We start from the raw sequence: 17404 nt of genomic DNA on the forward strand, positions 1-17404 counted from the left end.
TGGACTAGTGTTCCTAATCCCCCCATTAGGGCATATATATTGTCCATAATCAACCGCGTTGTACAGCGGTTAACAAGTGGCGTGACGGCACCGTCGGCTGTCGGGCGTCGTCACATTTGCCGCGCCCACTCGATAGTTCAGGTCCACGCGCGGGCGGACTCCCCGTCCACCGCCCCCGAGAGATACGCGGTCAGGTCCGTCGTCGTCACCATCCCCACGACCCCCTCCGTGTCGTCGACGACCGGGACGTGGTGGATACCGTGCTCGATGAGCAGGTCCGCGACATCCACGATAGATGCCTGGGCCGTGGTCGTCACCACGTCAGTCGTCATGTGGTCGGCCACCGAGAAGGACGCCGCGGACGCCTCGGCGGCCGCGATAGCGACGAAGTCGGTAGAGGTGAGGACACCTTCCAACTGGTTGTCCTCGTCTACGACGACGACGGAGCTAATCCCCTCGTCGAGCATCAGTGCGGCTGCCGCCTTCGCCGGCGTGTCTGCCGGGACGGTCGTGACGGGCGAGGTCATCAGGCTGCCGACAAATACGTCATCCATGGTCATTGTTCACACACAGGTGTGGATAAACTTGTTGTTACGCGGCAGCCACCCGATGACAGCAGGCGCCTAATTGTCGGTGTCGGGACGCCGCAAGAAATGTCATTCAGCCGGGTGAATGGCCCGCCGTCTGCCGGTTGTCAGCCCGAAGTCTGACGCTGATTTATATATCAGGAGCAGAGAGTCGTCTATGGGGGCACGGAGAAAGTCACACGCTCCCTCGGCCCCATCCTATCCTTCGCGGGGGTTCTTTCAGAGTCGGAAGACGCTGCTGTCGCTATAGGTGACTGGCCACCCTAGAGTCACACTAGACACAGCCAATGTCCGGACAGAGCTATCAGTCGACGGACGGCAGACGTACCGACGACCACTCCCCGGTCGAGACAGGAACAGCGGACAGCGACGGGGACCCGTTCGAGGACGACGACGTCACGTCGGTCCTCGACGCGGCCTAGGACGAGCTCACGTCATGACACGGGAACCATCACCCGCCGCGGGTTCCCCCGCTGGCAGGCGGCGAGCGGTCCGCTCTCAGTAGCTTTTCGCGAAGTAGGCGGTCTCTTCTGCGGCCTCACCACAGATGGCACACTCGTCGTGAACGGGCTCCTCGTCGCGGTCCAGCGGGACCATCACGATTTCGGCGGCGATAGCCTCCTTGATGGGGTCCTCGCAGTCCTCGTCGCCACACCAGCCACACTTGACGTAGCCGCCGTGCTGGCCGATGGTGCCCAGAATCTCCTCCCGGGAGTCGGCCTCCCGGATCTCGCCTTCGAGCGTCTCCTCGGCGCTGGCGTAGAGCTTGGCGTGGACGGTGTCCAGGTGCTCGGAGACGGTGTCGCCGATTCCCTCGCGGTCGACGGTCTCGCTCTCGCCGTCGGGGCGGTGAACCAGCGTCGCCTCGTCGTCCTCGACCTCGTGGGGGCCCACTTCGACGCGCAGGGGAACGCCGTTGAGCTCGTGTTCGTTGTACTTGAAGCCGGGGTTACGGTGGTCGCGGTCGTCGAGTTCGACGCGGACACCGGCGTCCTCTAAGTCGACCGCGAGGTCGGCGGCGTACTCCTGGACTTCGTCTTTCGTGTCCTCCTGCCAGATGGGGACGATGACGACCTGTGTCGGCGCGACGGCGGGGGGCAAGACGAGTCCCTGGTCGTCGGAGTGGGTCATGATGAGCGCGCCCATCGCCCGCCAGGAGAGCCCCCAGGAGGTCGTGTGGGCGACGTTGTCTTCCTCCTCTTCGTCGGCGTAGGTGATGTCGAACGCCTCCGCGAAGGACGTGCCCAGATAGTGGGAGGTCCCGCCCTGGACAGTCTTGCCGTCGGGCATCAGCGCCTCCACCGTCGTCGTGGTGTGTGCGCCCGGGAACTTGTCGTGGGGCGGCTTGCGCCCCTCCATGACCGGCACCGCCATGACCTCCTCGTAGAGCCGCTTGTACTGTTCGAGACGGGTCATCGTCTCGTCCCAGGCGCCCTCCTCGTCGGTGTGGGCCGTGTGGCCCTCCTGCCAGAGGAACTCCTTGGTGCGGAAGAACGGTTTCGTCTCCGTCGCTTCCCACCGGACGACCGAACACCACTGGTTCAATCTGAGGGGGAGGTCACGGTGCGAGCGCGTCCAGTCGGCCATGAATGGCGCGATGATGGACTCGCTGGTCGGGCGAACCGCCAGCCGTTCCTCCAGTTCCTCGTGGCCGCCGTGGGTGACCCAGGCGACCTCGGGGTCGAACCCCTCGACGATGTCTTTCTCCCGTTCGAGGAAGCTCTCGGGGATGAACATCGGGAAGTAGCTGTTCTGGACGCCCGTGTCCTTGAACCAGCCGTCGAGGTGGTTCTGGATGCGCTCCCAGACCGCGTAGCCGCGCGGTTTCGTGACGATGAACCCGCCCATCGGGGCGTAGTCCGCGAGGCCGGCCTTCTGGACGACCTCGGCGTACCACTCGCCGGGTGAATGCTCTTTGCTCTCGGTGATACCGAGATCCTGCTGGTCGCTCATTACCGGAGGGTGGCCCAGGGCGTTATTAAACTATCCGAAGGGGCTTCGTCACGCGCCGAGGGTCGTAAGCGACGCGACCGAGTCGGCGACCCGGCGGTCCATCCCGGCGCCGGTGAACGTCGGGGTCGGCGTCGCCCGGACGGCGTAGAACTCGCCGTCCGCGCCCCGGGTGAAGTCGACGGCGACGGCGCGGGCGTCGAACTGCTCCAGTAGCTCCCGGACCGAGGCGGCCAGTGACACGTCGACGTCGGCCTGCCGGAGGGCGGCGTCGTCATCGACCAGTTCGCTCCGGAGTTCGACGGCACGCATGTGGGTCTCCCGGCCGTCGTCGACCGCGTAGTAGCGGTACTCGACCGGCCCCGTGCCGACCGCCTCGACGTGAAACGGCGCGGGCGCGTCGAGCGCCGCCGGTCCCTCCCAGGCGTACCGGCTGCCGGGCTCGTACCCGTCGCTGGGGCCGTCGAACCTGACATCGGGGACCCGACAGCCGGCAGTTTCGAGCGCCGACAGCGTGACCAGCCGGGCCGACAGCGCCACCGTCGCGACGAACCCGTTCCATGTCTGGACCCCGCTCGCGTCCGCGTACCGGAGGGCAGCGAGAGCGACCGGGTGGACCGTGCCGCCGACGAGCGCCGAAAGCGAGTCGATGTCGGCCGGGGCGACCGAGTCGGACGGCCGGTGGAACTCGACCACGAAGCCACGCACGGCCAACCGCTCGGCGACGGGGCGAAACAGCGGGTGGTCCGGGTCACAGACGAACCCGATACTGTCCATACCCGTCGCTCGAAGGGGGGCCGTAAAAAACTCCCCACGAACCGAACGAGTCAGGTGGATTCAGCCCGTACGACGACCATGAATGTGCCGGGTCACGTCGGCGGACACTGGGGGGCAGTCCACGTCGACTTCACGGTCGTACTTGCGGTGTCGGCGCTGACCGCAGCGGCGCTCTGTCTGGCGGGCCTGACGGCCTACCGTCGGCGGGGGTCGCGGGCGTATCTGCTCGTCACACTCGCTCTCGCAGCGCTCGTCGCACAGCCGATACTGGGTGGGCTGGCGATGGTCGGCGCCGTCGGCCCCGCGACCCACCACACGCTCGAACACGGGGCGGACGCCGTCGTCGTCCTGCTGGTCCTCGGAGCGGTGTACGACGCCCGGGCGACCGGCCGGCGACGGGAGGTGAGGCGATGAGCGAGACGCGGGCGCGCATCAGACGGTATATAGAGCGAGAGCCGGGCGTCCACTTCCGGGCGCTGACCCGCGGGCTTGAGCTGGCGACCGGACAGGTCCAGTACCACCTCGCCCGCCTGGAGGACATCACGGAAGAACGGGTCAACGGCCGGACCCACTACTACCCGCCGGGGTACGACGGCTGGGAGCGGACGGCGCTGGCGATGCTCCGCCGGGAGACCGCCCGCGACGTCGTCGCGGTGCTGTACGACGCCGGCGAGGCGCGACCCGACGCCGTCGCCGACCGCGTCGGTATCGCCCGGTCCACGCTGGAACACCACCTCGACGGGCTGGTGGCGGGCGACATCGTCCGGAAAGACCGGGACGGGAACCGGGTCACACTCTCGCTGTCCCGCGCCGACGAGACGATAGCGCTGCTCGGGACGGTGGAACCGGGCCTCGCCGAGCGGCTGACCGACCGCTTCGAGCGGCTGGTCGACAGCCTGCTGGAGCCCCCCGACCGGGGCTGAGAGCCCCGTTCGTCTAGCGTACCAGAAACGAGTAATGCGGTGAGTCCCTAGCCCGGGCCGATGAGTGACCGTGGTATCTCCAGACGCGACTTCGCGAAGAGTGCCGTCGCTATCGGCGGCGCGTCGGCGCTTTCCGCCTGCCTCGACCGGTTCGGGTCGCCCGACGTCCCCTCGGGGACCGACCCCGCGAATCTGCCGGCCCGACAACACGCCTGGAACCGGGGGTTGCCCACGGACGACGCCGGCAACGAGCGGCTGGGCCGGCACCACGTCTTGCTCTTGCTCGACTACGAGCGCGACGGGACGCCGACCGACGCCGACCGGCGACAGGTCACCGACGCCCTGGAGTCCTTAGAGCGGGCCTACGCCTGGCAGGCCGACGGGCTCCAGTTCACGCTCGGCTACAGCCCGGCCTACTTCGAGCGCTTCGAGGCCGAGCCGACCGGTGTCGACCTCCCCGAACCGGCGGCGCTGGCCCCCTTCGAGGACCCCGAGTTCGACACACCCGACGCCCTGTTACATCTCGCAAGCGACCATGAGCAGGTCGTCCTCGCGGCCGAAGAGGCGCTGAAAGGCGAGCACGACTCCGTCAACGACACCGAGATGGCCGCCTCCTTCGACGGCGTCCTCGCCGAAGCCGACCGCCGCACCGGCTTCGTCGGGGCCGGCCTCCCCGCCCAGAACCAGGACGCCGACGGCATCCCCGATTCGGAACCGGTGCCCGAGGACGCCCCGCTTTTCATGGGATTCAAGTCCGGCTTCAAGGAGAACCAGGCCAGCGAGGACCGCGTCACGGTCGAGTCGGGCCCCTTCGCCAGCGGGGCGACCCAGCACCTCTCGCGCATCCGGCTGCAGCTCCAGCAGTGGTACGAGCAGGACTCGCGGGACCAGCGCGTCTCGAAGATGTTCTGTCCCGCCCACGCCGACGAGGGGAAAGTCGAGGGGGTCGGCGAGAACCTCGGCACCGACAGCGGCGTCGGCGACTGCGCCGAGGACGTGGTCGAGAACAGCCGGACCGAGGGCGTCGCCGGCCACGCACAGAAGGCCGCCCGGGCCCGCGACGAGAACGACACCCCGATCATCCTCCGGCGGGACTTCGACTCGACCGACGGCGGCGAGGCGCGGGTCCACTTCCTCTCACTGCAGCGTTCTATCGCCGACTTCGTCGCCACCAAGACGATGACCAACGGCACCGACGTGGCCGACGAATCCGCGGTCGGCCAGCGGGTCAACAACGGCATCCTCCAGTACATGCGTGTCGAGCGCCGCGGCAACTACCTGCTGCCGCCCCGCGACCTGCGGGCGCTGCCGCCGGCCGAGCCCGCCTGAGACCGGTGGGGCCGCGGTTACGGCCTCATCGAGGTCGTCTCGGGCGCCTCGACAACGATTCGCTCGCCGTTCTCGATGGTCACGTGTGAGTCACTGAACGGAAAGGAAACGGTACAACCGCGGCCGCCGTCGGTCTCGAAAAGCGCGTCAAGCGCGTCGGCGTCCAGGGTGTCGTACAGCGGCGGCAGGTCGGTCGGGTCACAGTTCTCGAATGAACTCACCGCCTCGACCACCGCGACGGTCATCGGCGTGTCCGAGCTTCTCGTGTGATCCATTGTTACTCACACCCCCCGCGGTGCGGATAAACAAATCGGTTGCCGCCGATATATTCATTCACTGACTGTTTTCTTGCGGGGTCCGGGGGAGTGTCAACCATCGAGGTGCGGTTGCTGGCGGGCTGGTGGCCAGCCGCGCCGGAGCGTCTGGTTCACACAGCCGGCCACGGCGTTCGCCAGCCGTACCAGAACCGTCTTTGAGTGAGGACCGCTAGGGCGGGTATGAACCGCCGTCGTTTCCTCGCGGGCGCCGGGCTGGCAGGGGCATCGATACTCGCCGGCTGTGGCTCCGTCGAGAACCAGTCGACCCGGTCGCCGCCGCTGGTCGAGGACCGTCCCGACGCGACGTACTACCCCACCCACAGGGAGGGCATGGAGATGATAGGAGTGGGCGACGCCGGCGACTACAAGGTCGGGCTGACCTACTCCTACCCCCACCGCTTCTGGACCGTGACCGGGACCGATACCGAGCAGGTGACCATCCGGGACGCCGATAGCCTCCACCTGATGGCGTCGGTGTGGGACCCCGAGACCGGCACGATTCTCCCCATCGAGTCCGGCGTCTCGATCTCTATCGACGCCGACGGCGAGACGGTCGCGGACAAACAGCCCTGGCCGATGGTCTCCCAGAACATGGGCTTTCACTACGGCGACAACTACGGGCTCGACGGCGAGGGGGTCTACGAGATAACCCTTCGGGTCGACGGGATGACAGAGCGCCGGCTGGGCGGGTTCGACGACAGGTTCGACGGCGCCGGCGAGTGGACGACCAACTTCGAGTTCTCCCGCTCGGCGCGGGACAACATCTCTTTCACCGAGTATCCGGACAAACAAGGGAGCCGGGCCGCCCTCGACCGCATGGACATGGAGATGATTCCGACCTCGCAGGTCCCCGCGCCGGAGGACCTGCCCGGCGAACTGCTCGGCACGGCGAAAGGTAGCGACGAGGTGTACGCGGCGACGTGGCTCACGGACGCTGCGTTCCTCGACTCGGGCCAGTCCTACCTCGCCGTCTCGGTCCGCACGCCGTACAACCGCGCCCCCCTCCCGATGATGAGCCTCGACGGGCGCGTCGAGATAGACGGTGAGACGGCCTACGACGACAGCCTCTCGGCCGCCGTCCACCCCGACATCGGCTACCACTACGGCGCCGTGGTCGAGACGACCGGCGACCCCGCCGTCACCGTCGAGACTATCGGCCCGTCACAGACCTCCCGCCACGAGGGGTACGAGACGGCGTTTCTGGGGACGCCCACGCTATCGTTCTAGGGCGAACGGGCTCTCCCCCTCTGTCCAGGGCCACCCCGACAGCCGGGTCTGGACGCCCGCCGCGAGCGCCGCATCGAGGTCGTCCGCGCCGGCGGTCTCCCCGGGGTCGCCGTGGGTGTGTACGTCCGCGACGTGGAAGGTGGCCTCCGCCAGCAGTCGAAGGGGCTGGTCGCCGGCGAGCATCGCGGCCAACTCCCGGCCCAGAAACTCATCGACGACAAAGCCGGGATAGTCGTCCGCGACATCGAGGTCCCGGAGCAGGCCGACCAAGGCCGCCAGATTGACCGCCCTATCCCCATCAGCGAAGGCGGCATCGACGGCCTCGTGGTAGTCCGCCGCGTCGATACCGGGCACGTCGACGCCGAACTGCTCGCTCAGGTGGGCCCGCGTCTCGTTGACCAGCGGGATCACCACGTCGGCCCGCCCGCGAACCCACTCGTACTCGTCGGCCACCACGGCCGGTGTCACGCGCATACCTCGATGTCGTCGGCGACGAACTTCGGTGTGGCGCCACAGACAGTGCGAAGCGTTTAATAATTCAACAGTGGAAGCTACTGGCACGTTCGGTTTTCCGGGCAGTACCGTCGGCGACGCGCTCGCCACTGGGGCATTTCGGTCCGGGCCGACCCGCGACGGCGGCGGCTGACACAGGCCGGCGCCGGTTCTACACTATGAGCACGGTAGACAAGCAACTCGAAGACGTCCGCGAAACGATAGACGAAGAGGTACCGAGAGGGATTACGGTCTCCGACGTGACCTACGAGGGGCCGGAGCTGGTCATCTACACCCGCGACCCGAAGGAGTTCGCCGACGACAGCGACCTCGTTCGGCGGCTGGCCTCCAAGCTCCGAAAGCGCATCACCGTCCGGCCGGACCCGGACGTGCTGACGCCGCCGGACGCCGCGGAGACGGAGATACGCGACCTCGTCCCCGACGACGCCGAAGTGAGCGACATCCAGTTCCTCGCCGACACCGGCGAGGTCCTCATCCGCGCGAAGACGCCGGGACAGGTCATCGGCCGGCGCGGCGAGACGCTGCGGGAGATAACCAAAGCCACCGGCTGGACGCCGGAGGTGGAGCGAACGCCGGCCATCGACTCGCCGGCAGTCGCCAACGTCCGTACCTTCCTGACACAGGAGCGAGACGACCGCCGCGACATCTTAGAGCGGGTCGGCCGCCAGATCCACCGCGACCCGATGGCAAGCGAGGAGTGGGTCCGCGTCACCACGCTGGGCGGCTGCAAGGAGGTCGGCCGGGCGGCCTACATCATCTCGACGGCCGACAGTCGCATCCTCGTCGACTGCGGCGACAAACCCGGCGAGCGGACCGAGCAGCCGTATCTGGATATCCCCGAGGCAATCGGGGCGGGGGCGACCTCGCTCGACGCCGTGGTGCTGACACACGCCCACCTGGACCACGCCGCGCTGGTCCCGCTGCTGTACGAGAACGGCTACGACGGGCCCGTCTACTGTACCGAACCCACGAGGGACCTGCTTGGACTGCTGACGCTTGACTACATCGACTCGGCGGCACAGACGGGCCAGCGCCAGCCCTACGGTACCGAGATGGTCCGCGAGGCGGTCAAACACTGCATCCCCCTGGAGTACGGCGACGTGACCGACATCGCCCCCGACGTGAAGCTGACGCTGCACAACGCCGGCCACGTGCTGGGCAGTTCGGTCGTCCACTTCCACATCGGCGACGGGCTGTACAACGTCGCCTTCTCCGGCGATATCCACTACGACAGCAGCCGGCTGTTAGACGGCGCCGTCAACGAGTTCCCGCGGGTCGAGACCCTGATTCTGGAATCCACCTACGGCGGCCGGAACGACTACCAGACCGACCGGGACGACTCCGAGCGCAAGCTCACAGAGCGCCTGCAACGCGCCGCGGAGAACGACGCCACCGTCCTGATTCCGACCGACGCCGTCGGCCGGCCCCAGGAGCTGCTGGTCGTCCTCGAAGCGCTCATGGACTCGGGCGAGGTGCCCGAGATGCCGGTCTACCTCGACGAGATGATATGGGAGGCCACGGCCGTCCACACCAGCTACCCCGAGTTCCTCCGGGACGACATGGCGAGCCGGCTCCAGGCCGACGACGAGAACCCGTTCCTGGCTGAGCAGTTCACGCCGGTCGGCGACGACGAGGAACGGCGCGAGCTGGCCGAGCGCGACGAGGCCAGCGTCGTCCTCTCGACGCCGGGGATGTGTACGCCCGGCCCGGTCCGGACCTGGCTCGAAGCGCTGGCGGGCGAGCCCGACAACGCGCTTCTCTTCGTCGAGAAGCAGGCCCGCGGGACGCTCGGCGACCGCATCCAGAGCGGCGCCGACTCGGTGACCATCGACGGCGAGACGGTGCCCCTAGAGCTGCGGGTCGAGACCGTCGACGGCTTCTCGGGCCACGCCGACCGGCAGGGCCTGGAGAACTTCGTGAAGACGATGCACCCCAGCCCCGAGAAAGTCCTCTGTGTCGACGGCGACAAGTCGGCCACGCAGGACCTCTCCTCGTCGCTGTATCACGACTACAACCTCCGGACCTTTACCCCCGAGAATCTGGAGACGTTCCGGTTCATATAGTACCTTTTTCCGCCTCGGGTTTCCTCGGCCGCCGAAGGCGGCCTGCGGGAACCTCTCGGCGCAAAAATCTACGCTAAAAAGGCCGGAATCTCGCTCCGCTCGATTCCGGCGAAACCGCTCGCTCCGCTCGCGGTATGCTCCGCGGGACAGCCTGCCCTCCCCCGCTCGCCAGCGACGAGCCGCTGGCGAGGCCACAGCGGCCAGCGGAACGTTTTTTCGGGAGGGAGTGACCACATCGAATAATGGACACACGGAAACTGCCGGCGGATGACACGCGGGCGCTGCTGGGCGCGGCGACGCTGGTCGCGTTCGTCGCCACGGCGGGGAGCCTGTTCCTGTCGCTCGGGCTTGGGCTGGTGCCGTGTCGGCTCTGCTGGTACCAGCGAATCCTCATGTATCCGCTGGTGGTTGTGCTGGGCGTCGCGGCCGTCGAGCGGCGGGCGGCCGTCGTGTGGACGGCGCTTCCGCTGACAACGCTTGGCGCGGCGATTGCGGCGTATCACTCCTGGCTACAGATAACACAGACGGCCTGTGGCGTCGGCACAATCAGCTGTGCGCAGGTCCAGTACCGGGTCGCGGGGCTGACTGTGCCGAACCTGTCGCTTATCGCCTTCGTCCTCGTGAGCGGGGCCGTGCTGCTCGCGTGGCGGCGGCGCTGAGACGCGGCAGTCCGAGACTCGATTGCCGGGTACACCAGTCCTTTTCACTGTCGACCGTCTGAGCGTCGCTATGGAGTACACACGGCTCGGTTCGACCGGGACAACGGTGTCGCAGCTCTGTTACGGGACCTGGCGCTTCGGCCGGGAGACCGGCGGCGTCGTCGAGACCGACCGCGAGCAGGCCCACGAACTGCTGGACGCGGCCTGGGAACGGGGCATCAACTTCTTCGACACGGCGAACGTCTACGGGACGCCAAACGGCAAGAGCGAACGCTACATCGGCGAGTGGCTCGACGACCGCGACCGCGAGGACGTCGTCATCGCCTCGAAGGTGTACTTCCCCTTCGACGGCTGGGGCGAGCCGGGCCCGAACGACTCCGGGTTGGGTCGCAAACACATCCGCGCCCAGATAGAGGGCACACTCGACCGGCTGGACACGGACTATCTCGACCTCTACTACATCCACCGCTGGGACGAGGAAAGCGACATCGTCGAGACCCTGCGGACGCTCAACGACCTCGTCCGCGAGGGGAAGGTCCACTACCTGGGCGCCTCGACGATGGCCGCCTGGCAGCTGACCAAGGCCCTCTGGAAGAGCGACGTGGAGGACCTGGCGCGGTTCGAGGTGACCCAGCCGCTGTTCCACGCCGGCTACCGCGACGACATCAAGGACTACCTCGATGTCGCCGCCGACCAGGACATGGCCGTCTGCCCGTACTCGCCGCTCGCGGGCGGCTTTCTCACCGGCAAATACGAGCGCACCGACGACGACGACCCGACGAAGTTCGAGGGCCCCGAGGGCGCGCGGGGCTCGCTGTCGGACCGCTTCGAGGACTTCTACCTCTCCGAGCGTGGCTGGCACGTCCTAGACGAACTGCGCGCCGTGGCCGACGAACTCGACGCGACGACGCCACAGGTCGCCCTGCGCTGGCTCATCGAACAGCCCGACATCACCTGTATCCCCATCGTCGGGGCCCGCACCGTCGACCAGCTAGACGAGAACGTCGGCGCGGCCGACATCTCGCTGTCGGACGACCAGTTCAACCGCATCGTCTCGGCCCGCTACGCCGGCGACGGCGAGCGGTGGGGTCACCGCGAATAGGACTCGACTCCGATTAGTCGGCGTCCGCCGGGTCCACGACCTCGCCGCTGGCGGGATAGACGCCCACCTGGTCGCAGCGGTCGGCCAGCGGGCAGGCCTCGGGGTCGTCCAGACAGGCGGGCTTGCGGGCTTTGCAGTACTCGCGGCCGAACTGTATCATCGCCGTGTGGCCGAAGCCACATTTCTCGGCGGGAACTGCCCGCTCGATGTGCTCTCGCACCGTCTCGTGGTCGGCGTCGGCGGGCGCCAGCCCCATCCGGCGGGCGATGCGGTGGACGTGCGTGTCCACCGGAAAGACGCCGCCGCGGCCGCCCGCAAAGAGGAGGACACAGTCGGCAGTTTTGGGGCCGACGCCGTTCATCTCCAGCAGGCGGTCCCGGACGACCTCGGGGTCGTCGTCTCTGACGAAGGCGTCAAAGCCCGCCTCACCGCCGAACTCCTCGCGAATCTCGCCCGCGAGCGCGACGATGCGCTCCGATTTCTGGTTGTACAGTCCTGCGGACTGAATCGTCTCGGCGAGCGCCTGCTGGTCGGCCTCGGCGAGGGTGTCGACGAGGTCCTCGCCGTCGCCGCTGTACCGGTCCATCAGCGCGTCGTGGGCCGGCTGGCTCGCCGTGTCGGAGGTGTTCTGGCTCAAAATAGTGCGGACGAGACACTCGAAGGCGTCACGGCCGCCGTAGGTCTTGGTCCAGTACAGCTCCCCCAAGCGGTCGATGACGGCCTCAGCTCGCGTCCCTGCCGTGGCCGGGTCGAACGCGGCCGCACTCCCGCCGCCCGACTCGCCGCCGCTGATGTTTTTCGTCGGCTCGTCGTCGCTCATATCGGCCGGTAGGTCGCGAACGGCAAAACAGCCACGCTCAGGCCGACCCGTCGACTGTCACGCCTCGACCGACAGGGTCAGCGTCAGGTCGGCCCCGTCGGCCAGCGCCGCCACGAGGTCGCGGTCGATGTCGCCCGCGGCGGCGTCGGCCCCGACCAGCACCGTCCGGTCGTCGACGTAGTCGCTCGTCCGCAGGACGTGGCTGCGCTCGTTCTCGAAGGAGAGGTCCGGGTGGCCCGACCCCTCGACGACGGCGCGGTGTCCGTCGGCAACGAGGGTCGCCGTGATTGTCGCGTCGGCGGACTGGCAGGCCTCGACGAAGTCGTCGTCGAAGTCAGCCGGGACCGTGTCGGCCTCGACGCCGAGGATGCAGTCGCCGGCGGGCGTCAGGAAGTCGTCGCTGGTGACTTCGAGCGTGCTGGCGTGTTCGGCCGTGACGTTCTCGTGGCCCTGCGCGGTGATGACTACGTCGCGTTCCATACCGCTGGTTTCCGGCGGCCGTATTTCAACGGGACGACTCCGGCCGGGCGACGGTGACCGTCACCGCGCCACACGCACACTCGTAGGCCGCGCGCCGTCCGGCCTCGGTCTCGAAGACGAGTTGGGGCTCGGTCAGCGCCCGGTCGCAGCCGTCGGCGTCACAGGCGTTCGCTCCGCGGAGGTCCTGAAGCATACCTCACAGTGCGGGCCGATAGCACCTTAATCCGAGCCATCCCCGGAGTGAAAGTGAAAGTAACAGCGGGCGGGCCGGTCCCCGCGTTGTATCCACACCGGGCGGGGCAAAGGATATCGACCCGGGAGACGGGCCACAGGGTATGTCACTCTCGCGGCGCGGCGGTACCGCCGACCGACGGGATGGCGTCGCCGGAGACGTGAGAGGTACGGTCCCGGGTCGGCCGAGGCAGTTTACCGTCGCCTACGAGATCACGGTCGCGGACCCGCAAACGGGAGCGGACGAGCACGCGGTGTTGGTCCTCCGGGGGCGTACGCCCACGCGCGGGTCTGGTGTAACGGCGAACTGCTCGCCGAGTCCGACAGCTACCAGTCTACGCAGGCGTCTCTCTCGGACCCGACGCCCGGTGAGAGCGACATCGCCGTCTGTCACGACCGCCCCTCGGAGACAACAGTCACCGTTAAGTGGGACTACAACGGCAAGCGACACCAGAAAGACCGGGTCGTCTGGAGCTTCGACCGCGTCGCGGTCGGGTCGCTGACACTGGCCGCCGGTGACGAGCGGGCACTGGCCGCCGGTATCGACGGGCAGGTGGTGAAAAACGAGTACCACATCGGCGAGGATATATAACCGAACTCGAATCCGTGTTATTCCCTCACGCGTCCGTAGACCGGTGTGTGAGGGGGAGCCACGGTATTCCTTGTACCACAATATTTAAACCTCGTCCGACGGTAGTTGTTGATACCAGAACGCTTTCGCGTTCAGGCAGTATCGCTCCGCGCCCAACATGAGAGGGAACCCTTGTTATTGGTGCCAGCCTCTCCACAGCGATAGCACTGCCTGCCCGAGAGCGGTGATGGCATAGAGGTTTCAACAATGGCAGACTCGATAGACGAATCAAAGAACGTTGCAGTAACAGAAGAGGACCTAGAGAACAAATCGAAAGGCGAGCTCATCAAACTCGCCGGGCAGCTCCGCGACCGGCGCAACGAGCTCAACCAGATGGCCTCCGAGCGGGCCAGCGCCCGTGACGACCTGAACGCAAAGACCCGCGAGAAGGTCGACGAGGCCCAGGAACACCGCGAGAAACGCGACGAGCTCAACGAGCAGGTCCAAGAGCACAAGGACAAGCGCAACGAGCTCAATGCCGAGGCCAACGAGCTGTTCGACAAGGTCGACAAGGTCAAAAACGACCTCGAACTCGACGAGGGCAAGTCCGTCGACGAACTCACCGAGGAGATCGAGGACCTCGAGTTCAAACAGCAGACCGAGGTGCTCTCCTCCGAAGACGAGAAAGAGCTCATCGAGAAAATCGAGGACAAGCGCGAGAAGCTCCAGAGCAAGAAGGAGAAACTCGACGACAGCGGTGACCTCGAAGGGCTCAAAGAGGAGGCCGAAGAGGTCCGCTCCGAGGCCTCGAAACACCACCAGAAGGTCACGGAGCTGGCCGACGAGGCCCAGAAACACCACAACGAGATGATCGAGGCCTACCGGGAGGCCGACGAGATCCGTGACGAGGCCGACGAGAAACACGAGGAGTTCGTCGAGGCCCAGGAAGCGGCCGACCAGCACCACGAGGATTTCGTCCGCGTCCAGAAGCGCCTGCGCGAGCTCGACAAGAAAGAAGAGCAGGAAGAGCGCAGCCAGCGCGAGGAAAAGCAGGAGGCCGCCCGCGAGGAGGCCGAGGAGATCTACCAGAAGTTCAAGGAAGGCGAGACCCTCGACACCGAGGACCTGATGAAGCTGCAGAAGGCCGGCAAGCTGTAATCGGCGGTTCTTTCTCTCTCCGTTTTTCACACCCGATAGATGCATCCCTATCCGCTCTTCCAGTCTCCGGGACCGCTCGGTCTGGCCCCGACAGTGGTGGGCGGCGTCGTCTTCGGGCTCGCGCTGGCCGCGCCGCCGGGGCCGATGAACGCCGTCATCGCCGAAGAGAGCGCGCTCCGCGGGTGGCGCGCGGGACTGTTTGCCGGCCTCGGCGCGATGGTCGCGGACCTGTGTTTCCTGTTGCTCGCGCTTTTCGGCGTCGCGACGGTCGTCACGGAGACGCCGGGCCTCCAGCGGCTCATGGTGGGTGCCGGCGGGCTCCTGATGTGCTGGTTCGCGTACGGCGCAGTCGAGGACGCGACTGCCCTGTCGTCGGTGGACGCCGGCGCGCCGACCGACGCCGACAAGAGCCGCGGCTTCCGGAAGGCGCTGGTGCTTGCGCTCACGAACCCCTATCAGGTGGTGTTCTGGCTCACGGTCGGCGTCGGTCTCCTCCAGCCCGGAACGGTCGACGTCCTCTCACAGCTCCCCGGCGTCGGGAGCGACCTTGCGGGCCTGTTCGTCGTTCAGACGGGTCATCCGGCCCTGCTTGCGGGGCTGTTCGGCGGTATCGCGCTGTGGATAACGGGGTTTCCGGCGGCTATCGTCGCGGCCCGCCGGCGCATCGAACGGCTGGCACCGGCGGTCGCGTGGGCCAGCGCCGCCGTCCTGGCCGTCTCCGGCCTGCTCTTTCTCCGGCAAGCGGTGTTCGGCTAGGAGTCGCCCATGCCGGTCGCGACGTCGTCGAGGCTCTCTTCGGCCTCCATCTCGGCGACCTCCATCTCCAGCCACTCCTGGAACCACCGGGTGCGTTTGAGCCGCTGGTGGACGAGCGACTCGGCGGTGTCGCTCTCGACGCGTTCGCTGGCGTCCTCGCCGCGCTCGATGACGCGGTCGACCATCTCCGCGGCGTCCATGTGGGTCCGGGACTCATAGCCCATCCGCAACAGCATCAGCGCCGTCCCGTTGGCACCGACCTTGTCGAGGATGTCAGCCTCGATGAGACACTGCGTCTCCAGGGGGAGATCCGAGAGGTCCCCCTGATAGGAGTGTTCCTCGACCGACCGACACACCTGGTCGACAAACGACTCCGGGTAGTCACCGTGGGCCTCGAGGTACTCCCGTGCGATGCGGGCGCCGGCTTCGGCGTGGACGTCCTGTTCGGCCTCCAGTTTCGCGATGTCGTGGAACAGGGCTGCCACCCGTGTGACGTCGACGTTTGCGCCCTCCCGCTCGGCGATGGTCGTCGAGATGTCGACGACGTTGAGAATGTGGTTGAACCGGTACTCCGCCGAGTGCCAGGGGTACCAGCGCATCCGGCCGCCCTCGTCCTCGTTTTCGACACTGGCAGCCAGGTAGTCGTGGACGAACTCCCGCATCGCGTCGAAGGCTTCGTCCGAGACTGGTGACTCCCTAATCTCGACGCCCACAGCGACACCTCCGGCGATAGGTTCCGATAGTCATCTTACAGATACGAAGGTCCGTTCGACTCTTTAGCGTTACGACACCCTCAGCGGTCACGAATCCGAACGGACGTATGGAAAACAGCGGTGCCGAGAGTGGCAACATGGTTGAGCGAGCGCCCATCACGAGCGGGGACCAATTCCGGTCCGGCGCCGCGTGGGACGCTAGGTGGCCACCTCGGCGGGCATCGGCCGGCATGACGTATATCTGTGTTTCAGACAGTTATCATCCCCATCTATGTATGATAATCAACCTCCATTCGTATCTATAGCTCATACGTCCAAGACTATAAGTTTTTCTTCGAAATACCATATCCCCGGTTTGTCACTCCGGGCGACCGACCACCGGACTGACCGGTCAGCTGGACTGTAGGTTTATGTCGGTCCGTGATGACAAGGGTGTATGGAGCTTCGACGCGCCAGGCCGTCCGACAGCCCCGCTATCCGGGATGTCGCACGGCGGTCGCTTGGGGCATCGTACTCACTGGATCCGCAGGCTATCACCAGCGCTATCGAGGAGTGGTACGGCGAGGACCGACTTGCGGCGATGCTTGACGACCCGGATCACGTATTGCTCGTCGCCGATCACGCGGGTCAGGTCGTCGCCTTCTCCGATAGCGTCGTCGCCGCGGCCGACACTGCCACACTGCTGTGGCTCCACGTCGACCCCGCTCACCGCGGCGAGGGAATCGCTACCGACCTGTTCGATGCCACCCGCGACGAGCTGGAGCGACTCGACGTGATGAACCTCCGCGGGCGGGTGCTGGCCGAGAACACCGAGGGGAACGACTTCTACGACCAGCGGGGCTTCCACCAGATAGGTACCGACACCGTCGAAATCGACGGGGAGAGCTACATCGAGAACATCTACGCCGAGTCCGAACAGTGGGGCCGGGAAGCCGTCGACACCCCCGACGGCCGCACCGTCTACGTCGACCACGACAACCACGAACGCGGCTCCAAAGCCACCTTCCACGTCGTCTTCACCGAACGCGAGGGCGACGACAAGTACGGCTACTTCTGTAGCAACTGCAACACGCTCGCACTCGCGATGGATTCGATGGGTCGCATCGAGTGTGAGAGCTGTGGGAACGTTCGGAAACCCGTCCGGTGGGACGCTGCGTATATGTAGGCTCGCTTGCGTTTATTGCGTATACGGCGAATATTGATGACTGGAGACTCTGATATCCCGTTC

General features: G+C 66.6%; 20 protein-coding genes. 11 read left to right on the forward strand and 9 right to left on the reverse strand.

Annotation, left to right across the window (positions count from 1 at the left end; genetic code table 11):
• Nucleotides 1–137 precede the first annotated feature (137 nt).
• Nucleotides 138–554 carry a CBS domain-containing protein gene (locus VJ162_RS06015; protein ID WP_324663067.1) on the reverse strand — a complete coding sequence of 139 codons (417 nt, stop codon included), beginning with the start codon at nt 552–554 and terminating at the stop codon, nt 138–140.
• A gap of 320 nt (nt 555–874) precedes the next feature.
• On the opposite strand from VJ162_RS06015, the gene VJ162_RS06020 reads away from it, so the two are divergent.
• Nucleotides 875–1009, forward strand: coding sequence for a hypothetical protein (locus VJ162_RS06020; RefSeq protein WP_324663068.1), 135 nt, complete (start codon nt 875–877; stop codon nt 1007–1009).
• A gap of 76 nt (nt 1010–1085) precedes the next feature.
• On the opposite strand, the gene proS is transcribed toward VJ162_RS06020, so the two are convergent.
• Nucleotides 1086–2540: a proline--tRNA ligase gene (proS, locus tag VJ162_RS06025; protein ID WP_324663070.1), complete on the reverse strand. Its 1455-nt coding sequence runs from the start codon at nt 2538–2540 to the stop codon at nt 1086–1088.
• Nucleotides 2541–2588: 48 nt separating this feature from the next.
• Nucleotides 2589–3314 carry a hypothetical protein gene (locus VJ162_RS06030; RefSeq protein WP_324663072.1) on the reverse strand — a complete coding sequence of 242 codons (726 nt, stop codon included), beginning with the start codon at nt 3312–3314 and terminating at the stop codon, nt 2589–2591.
• Between the two features lie 78 nt (nt 3315–3392).
• Here VJ162_RS06030 and VJ162_RS06035 point away from each other — a divergent pair, with 78 nt between their 5' ends.
• Genes VJ162_RS06035 through VJ162_RS06045 form a run of 3 tightly spaced genes read left to right on the forward strand, consistent with a single transcriptional unit; the run spans nt 3393 to nt 5566 of the window.
• Complete coding sequence (locus VJ162_RS06035) at nt 3393–3728, forward strand: DUF7471 family protein (protein WP_324663073.1); 336 nt, start codon at nt 3393–3395, stop codon at nt 3726–3728.
• The gene (locus VJ162_RS06040) at nt 3725–4237 is read left to right on the forward strand and encodes a winged helix-turn-helix transcriptional regulator (protein ID WP_324663075.1); all 513 of its coding nucleotides are present in this window, start codon (nt 3725–3727) and stop codon (nt 4235–4237) included. Before VJ162_RS06035 ends, VJ162_RS06040 begins: the two co-directional genes overlap by 4 nt.
• A 60-nt stretch (nt 4238–4297) precedes the next feature.
• Nucleotides 4298–5566: a DUF7405 family protein gene (locus VJ162_RS06045; protein WP_324663076.1), complete on the forward strand. Its 1269-nt coding sequence runs from the start codon at nt 4298–4300 to the stop codon at nt 5564–5566.
• Between the two features lie 17 nt (nt 5567–5583).
• Here the strand turns inward: VJ162_RS06045 and VJ162_RS06050 are convergent, their stop codons facing one another.
• Nucleotides 5584–5841, reverse strand: a complete 258-nt coding sequence (locus VJ162_RS06050; protein WP_324663077.1) for a HalOD1 output domain-containing protein — start codon at nt 5839–5841, stop codon at nt 5584–5586.
• A 222-nt stretch (nt 5842–6063) separates the two neighbouring features.
• Here VJ162_RS06050 and VJ162_RS06055 point away from each other — a divergent pair, with 222 nt between their 5' ends.
• Nucleotides 6064–7110, forward strand: a complete 1047-nt coding sequence (locus tag VJ162_RS06055; protein WP_324663078.1) for an iron transporter — start codon at nt 6064–6066, stop codon at nt 7108–7110.
• Here VJ162_RS06055 and VJ162_RS06060 read toward each other — a convergent pair.
• Nucleotides 7099–7584 carry a hypothetical protein gene (locus VJ162_RS06060; protein ID WP_324663079.1) on the reverse strand — a complete coding sequence of 162 codons (486 nt, stop codon included), beginning with the start codon at nt 7582–7584 and terminating at the stop codon, nt 7099–7101. The two genes, VJ162_RS06055 and VJ162_RS06060, sit on opposite strands and share 12 nt — an antisense overlap.
• Nucleotides 7585–7781: 197 nt before the next feature.
• On the opposite strand from VJ162_RS06060, the gene VJ162_RS06065 reads away from it, so the two are divergent.
• From VJ162_RS06065 to VJ162_RS06075, 3 genes are all read left to right on the forward strand, one after another.
• Nucleotides 7782–9686, forward strand: coding sequence for a beta-CASP ribonuclease aCPSF1 (locus tag VJ162_RS06065; protein WP_324663080.1), 1905 nt, complete (start codon nt 7782–7784; stop codon nt 9684–9686).
• Between the two features lie 242 nt (nt 9687–9928).
• Entirely contained in the window at nt 9929–10345 is a 417-nt protein-coding gene (locus VJ162_RS06070) for a disulfide bond formation protein B (protein ID WP_324663081.1), read from the forward strand.
• Nucleotides 10346–10415: 70 nt separating this feature from the next.
• Nucleotides 10416–11447: an aldo/keto reductase gene (locus VJ162_RS06075; RefSeq protein WP_324663082.1), complete on the forward strand. Its 1032-nt coding sequence runs from the start codon at nt 10416–10418 to the stop codon at nt 11445–11447.
• Between the two features lie 13 nt (nt 11448–11460).
• On the opposite strand, the gene VJ162_RS06080 is transcribed toward VJ162_RS06075, so the two are convergent.
• The 3 genes from VJ162_RS06080 to VJ162_RS06090 are packed head-to-tail and all read right to left on the reverse strand — an operon-like array spanning nt 11461 to nt 12940.
• On the reverse strand, nt 11461–12267 hold the full coding sequence (locus VJ162_RS06080; RefSeq protein ID WP_324663083.1) for an endonuclease III domain-containing protein: 807 nt from the start codon (nt 12265–12267) through the stop codon (nt 11461–11463).
• 57 nt (nt 12268–12324) lie between these two features.
• Nucleotides 12325–12747: a DUF371 domain-containing protein gene (locus tag VJ162_RS06085; RefSeq protein WP_324663085.1), complete on the reverse strand. Its 423-nt coding sequence runs from the start codon at nt 12745–12747 to the stop codon at nt 12325–12327.
• A 25-nt stretch (nt 12748–12772) separates the two neighbouring features.
• On the reverse strand, nt 12773–12940 hold the full coding sequence (locus tag VJ162_RS06090; protein WP_324663086.1) for a hypothetical protein: 168 nt from the start codon (nt 12938–12940) through the stop codon (nt 12773–12775).
• Nucleotides 12941–13816: 876 nt separating this feature from the next.
• Here VJ162_RS06090 and VJ162_RS06095 point away from each other — a divergent pair.
• Both VJ162_RS06095 and VJ162_RS06100 read left to right on the forward strand, forming a co-directional pair.
• The gene (locus VJ162_RS06095) at nt 13817–14707 is read left to right on the forward strand and encodes a coiled-coil protein (RefSeq protein ID WP_324663087.1); all 891 of its coding nucleotides are present in this window, start codon (nt 13817–13819) and stop codon (nt 14705–14707) included.
• Nucleotides 14708–14746: 39 nt separating this feature from the next.
• A complete protein-coding gene (locus tag VJ162_RS06100) occupies nt 14747–15463 on the forward strand; it encodes a LysE family translocator (protein WP_324663089.1) in 717 nt (238 codons plus the stop codon).
• Here the strand turns inward: VJ162_RS06100 and VJ162_RS06105 are convergent.
• Nucleotides 15460–16176 (reverse strand): HD domain-containing protein, encoded by a 717-nt coding sequence (locus tag VJ162_RS06105; RefSeq protein ID WP_324663090.1) that lies wholly within the window; start codon nt 16174–16176, stop codon nt 15460–15462. The genes VJ162_RS06100 and VJ162_RS06105 overlap by 4 nt on opposite strands.
• A 436-nt stretch (nt 16177–16612) precedes the next feature.
• On the opposite strand from VJ162_RS06105, the gene VJ162_RS06110 reads away from it, so the two are divergent.
• Nucleotides 16613–17341: a GNAT family N-acetyltransferase gene (locus VJ162_RS06110; protein ID WP_324663091.1), complete on the forward strand. Its 729-nt coding sequence runs from the start codon at nt 16613–16615 to the stop codon at nt 17339–17341.
• The last annotated feature ends 63 nt before the right edge of the window (nt 17342–17404 follow it).

It is taken from the genome of Haloarcula sediminis (genome assembly GCF_035656455.1).
GTDB lineage: Archaea > Halobacteriota > Halobacteria > Halobacteriales > Haloarculaceae > Haloarcula > Haloarcula sediminis.

Excerpts from the sequence above, each read along its gene's own strand:
- VJ162_RS06110 (WP_324663091.1), top strand. The coding sequence starts at position 16,613 with ATGGAGCTTCGACGCGCCAGGCCGTCCGACAGCCCCGCTATCCGGGAT.
- VJ162_RS06015 (WP_324663067.1), bottom strand. The coding sequence starts at position 554 with ATGGATGACGTATTTGTCGGCAGCCTGATGACCTCGCCCGTCACGACC.
- VJ162_RS06045 (WP_324663076.1), top strand. The coding sequence starts at position 4,298 with ATGAGTGACCGTGGTATCTCCAGACGCGACTTCGCGAAGAGTGCCGTC.
- VJ162_RS06095 (WP_324663087.1), top strand. The coding sequence starts at position 13,817 with ATGGCAGACTCGATAGACGAATCAAAGAACGTTGCAGTAACAGAAGAG.
- VJ162_RS06065 (WP_324663080.1), top strand. The coding sequence starts at position 7,782 with ATGAGCACGGTAGACAAGCAACTCGAAGACGTCCGCGAAACGATAGAC.
- VJ162_RS06040 (WP_324663075.1), top strand. The coding sequence starts at position 3,725 with ATGAGCGAGACGCGGGCGCGCATCAGACGGTATATAGAGCGAGAGCCG.
- VJ162_RS06055 (WP_324663078.1), top strand. The coding sequence starts at position 6,064 with ATGAACCGCCGTCGTTTCCTCGCGGGCGCCGGGCTGGCAGGGGCATCG.
- VJ162_RS06070 (WP_324663081.1), top strand. The coding sequence starts at position 9,929 with ATGGACACACGGAAACTGCCGGCGGATGACACGCGGGCGCTGCTGGGC.
- VJ162_RS06080 (WP_324663083.1), bottom strand. The coding sequence starts at position 12,267 with ATGAGCGACGACGAGCCGACGAAAAACATCAGCGGCGGCGAGTCGGGC.
- proS (WP_324663070.1), bottom strand. The coding sequence starts at position 2,540 with ATGAGCGACCAGCAGGATCTCGGTATCACCGAGAGCAAAGAGCATTCA.
- VJ162_RS06090 (WP_324663086.1), bottom strand. The coding sequence starts at position 12,940 with ATGCTTCAGGACCTCCGCGGAGCGAACGCCTGTGACGCCGACGGCTGC.
- VJ162_RS06035 (WP_324663073.1), top strand. The coding sequence starts at position 3,393 with ATGAATGTGCCGGGTCACGTCGGCGGACACTGGGGGGCAGTCCACGTC.
- VJ162_RS06050 (WP_324663077.1), bottom strand. The coding sequence starts at position 5,841 with ATGGATCACACGAGAAGCTCGGACACGCCGATGACCGTCGCGGTGGTC.
- VJ162_RS06075 (WP_324663082.1), top strand. The coding sequence starts at position 10,416 with ATGGAGTACACACGGCTCGGTTCGACCGGGACAACGGTGTCGCAGCTC.
- VJ162_RS06085 (WP_324663085.1), bottom strand. The coding sequence starts at position 12,747 with ATGGAACGCGACGTAGTCATCACCGCGCAGGGCCACGAGAACGTCACG.
- VJ162_RS06030 (WP_324663072.1), bottom strand. The coding sequence starts at position 3,314 with ATGGACAGTATCGGGTTCGTCTGTGACCCGGACCACCCGCTGTTTCGC.
- VJ162_RS06100 (WP_324663089.1), top strand. The coding sequence starts at position 14,747 with ATGCATCCCTATCCGCTCTTCCAGTCTCCGGGACCGCTCGGTCTGGCC.
- VJ162_RS06060 (WP_324663079.1), bottom strand. The coding sequence starts at position 7,584 with ATGCGCGTGACACCGGCCGTGGTGGCCGACGAGTACGAGTGGGTTCGC.
- VJ162_RS06020 (WP_324663068.1), top strand. The coding sequence starts at position 875 with ATGTCCGGACAGAGCTATCAGTCGACGGACGGCAGACGTACCGACGAC.